This is a genomic window from Pseudomonas sp. GD03858 (assembly GCF_029840925.1).
In the GTDB taxonomy this organism is placed as follows: Bacteria; Pseudomonadota; Gammaproteobacteria; order Pseudomonadales; family Pseudomonadaceae; genus Aquipseudomonas.
Genome location: NZ_JAOCDM010000205.1, coordinates 1 through 3,425, shown reverse-complemented (window position 1 = coordinate 3,425; position 3,425 = coordinate 1). Strand labels below are relative to the sequence as shown.

Below are 3,425 nucleotides of genomic sequence, written 5' to 3'. Positions count from 1 at the left end.
GGAGATCGCTGCGCTCGAGCATTCGAGCTACGCCATCCGCCCACTGCGCGAAGGGTTTCTGTACCTGCTGATCAAGCGCCAGCGGGCCGAGGCCTACGAGTGGCACAGCCAGTACCGCGTCGCCGCCAACGGTTCGCTGCAGTACATCAGCGCCGACTCGCCCTGGGAGCCCGCGCCCAGCGCGGCCACGCTCGATGACATGATCCGCGGCTTCGGCTGGGCCATCACCCTGTACGACCTGGACGATCTCCAGGAGCTGCGCCCACTGTTCAGCCCCACCCCGCTCACCCCGCGCATGCTCGACAACTACCGCCTGCTCGACGACGAATACCGCAGCAGCCTGCCGGCCATCGACATCCAGCGCTTCATCCAACCCGCCGATGCCCCGCCCCAACCCCATGTGCTCAAGCACGATCAACTGGACTGGGTCGCCGACTTCCGCGCGCGATACGACCCGCAACTGCAGGCATTGCTCGACCAGCAGCCGTTCAACAGTGCCCAGATCGTCTCGTTCCAGGCCACGTACCAGGCCCTCGCGCCGCGCTCGGGCCAGAGCAAGCCGCGCGGCGCCGCCATCGTGATCGAGGATGCCCTGGGCATCACCCAGGAACTCAACGCCTGGCGCAACGCGGCCATCGACGATGTACGCACGCAATGGTTGCAGCGCACGGTGGAGCCCGGCGTGGACAACGAGCGCAAGCTGCTGGTGGCGCAGTCGTTCCTGGAAGTGGAGACGCTCTATCCGCAGATGGTCGCCGAACGCACCGTCAAGCGCGAGGTCATGGCCGAGACCGTGCGTAGCCAACCGCCCATGCATGCGGAGTTCTATGGCTTTACCGCGCACGCCAGGCAGATGCAGGACGCCCACGATGCCCGGGTCAAACCGCACCTGGAGCAGTTCGAACTCAACACCCGGGCCAAGGCCGAGGCCCGTCTGCAGGCCGGCGAGTTCAAGGCCAGGTTCGACGAGAAATACGGCCAGCTGGTCGACCGCAAGGCCATGCACGCCCAGCTCGAAGCCTTCGAGCAGACCCTGCAGCAGGCGCGACAGGCCGCGCAGGAGCGGGCGCAAGACCATGTCCGCTGGCTGACCAGCGAACGCCTGCTGCAAGCCCTGGACCGCTACGACAATGCCGACCTGAGCCATGGCCTGGCCTTCGCCGAACAGACCGGCCTGTGCGTGATCGGCATGGAGCTCGCACCACCCGGCGCGCGCCTGCTGGAACGTTGGTGGCGCGGCGATCCCTACCAACGGAGCAACCTCGCGGTGCGCGGCGTCACCTTCAATCAGGACGACCTGCGTGAAGAGCTGGTGGCCCTGCGCGAAGCCGCCAAGGCCATGCCGCCAGAACCCTCGACGCTGGTCTTGCCCGAGGCCCTCGCCCGCCAGGCCCATGTCGCGGCGAATGCCTTCGCGCGCATCAATACCCTCCACGAACAGCTGCAAAGCCAGAATGCCAAGGCCAGCGTCGGCCTGTATGGCTGGTTCGCCCTTCTCGGGCAAGAGGTGTTGCGCACCGCTGCCCCCAACAGCATGGATCATGCGTTGCACCATGGTCTGCGCCTGACGCTGCTGGCCTCCGTTCATCACAGCGCCGTCGAAGTTCGCCTGGCTGAAACCGCGCACAGTGACAAGCCATCGAACCCACGGCGCGTCGCCGGCCAGGTAAGCCGCTATCTCGACCAGGCCTGGGCCGAAGGGCTGATGCAGGCGAGCGATTCGCACAACGACTTCTACAAAGTCCGCGCGGCGGCCGTCATCTGCCTGCTGGAAGGCATGCTGATGGCGTTCAAGGCGCAGCAATTACCCGATAGCGATGCCCGCTTCAAGACCGAACTGCTGGCCTCGGCCATGACCACCGCCGCCGCAGGATTCGAGATTGGCGCCAGCTATGTGGAGCAGGTGGTGACACGCTTTGGCGAGAAAAGTGTGAGCGGTAAAGGGGCTGCGGTAGCGCTTGGCAGGTTGAAGCTCTGGGGCGCGGGGATGGCTGGGATGGGAGGGTTTGTGTTGGCGTGGTGGGATTTAGTTGATGGTCATCAACGTTCAAGCGCAAGTCAGAGTCCAGCCGGTAACCCACAGCGATTCAACGATGAAGTATTGAGTAAAGCGTATTATACGCGCGCACTGGCCACTATTACTCTCTCACTGGCAGAGACAGGGACGGCTATTGCATTAGCAAAGCCGTTTTTCGACCACCTAGCAAAAACCAACAAAGGCAGACTGGCAAAATTGATAGCCCAATCAATGAGCAAACTCGCCGCAAAACTAGGAACTGACGCTGCCCGCCTACTGTTGACCCGCTTGATTTTAGGCGCATTCTGGATCGGACTAGTCACAACATTCATAATTTTTATATTTGAAGATGACGCTTTAGAAAAATGGTGTAAACGTAGCTCCTATCGCCTCGATAGAAACACCACCCCTTACGCAGATAGTGAAGAACTACCTACCTTACACTCCGCACTAAGCGAGGTCATTTAATGTACCTAATAGAGTGGGGTTTCTGGAGCATGAGTACAGAAACTGAAGCTGAGCGAAAATCCACCGATGCAGCACGTACATCCGCCGAACGAAAAGCCGACCAAGACCTTTATAGAGAAGAACTTGAGTCAGAGTTGCACTTCAACTCAGCCAGCAAAACACCAAAAGTCCACGGACCAGTATTCTCATTCAATGAAAACTTCATGGAAATGCGCTGTGGCGGCTCGGAGGAGAAACGAGGACTCATCACACTAGCAACACTAGGCGGACTAGGACCAATCATATATTTCTGGGCATCCATAACCTTAGGATCAATTTACACAAACATCAAACACCCCAACCAACACCTGCTAATCTCATTTGTATTAGATACTTACATGCTAGCACTGGGCACTGCGATTATATATTTTTATTACAAGTACGGCCTCCGCTTTACCCGCTTAGAGATGCTAACCAGCCGCCATCTGCTCATTCGTTTCAATCGCAAGACTCAACAAGTCCATCTGCATCGCCCTAGCTACTGCGGCGGCATCGTGACCTTCCCCTGGCGATCTACCGGCAGCACCGCTATCCATCCAGAAGATGATGCGTTAAGCCTCGGCATGAGGCTCGCATTGGTATGGCATCCAATCCGAACGGGCCTTCCTCATCTGGAGTTCGCTTTTCTCGGCAAGCAAGGCCAAGGCGGCAGCGAATTGCGTGACGAATGGGAATTCATCCGTCGCTACATGGAAGAAGGCCCCGACGCGGTCCCGCGCCCACGCCTGAGCACCCAACTCCCTTCGCCGATCCAGGCCTTCAGCGCCCAGTTCGAAGGCCTGGGCCGTTTCTTCCGCCACAGCGGCTGGCCGCTGAAGGTAGCCCTGCTGCTGATCTGGCCCGCCTTCGTCATCATCGGCACCGCCCACTGGGTCAGCCTGATGCTGTGCTGGCGGCCGCG

The 3,425-nt window shown here is 59.9% G+C and carries 2 protein-coding genes; both read left to right on the top strand.

Translation table 11 applies throughout. From position 1 onward, the window contains the following. A partial coding sequence (locus N5D48_RS25950; RefSeq protein WP_279888980.1) for a T6SS effector BTH_I2691 family protein occupies positions 1–2,485 on the top strand: 2,485 nt, incomplete at its 5' end. Beyond that, positions 2,485–3,425, top strand: a 941-nt coding sequence (locus N5D48_RS25945; RefSeq protein ID WP_279888978.1) for a DUF6708 domain-containing protein, incomplete at its 3' end; no start/stop codon positions are given. The genes N5D48_RS25950 and N5D48_RS25945, both read left to right, overlap by 1 nt.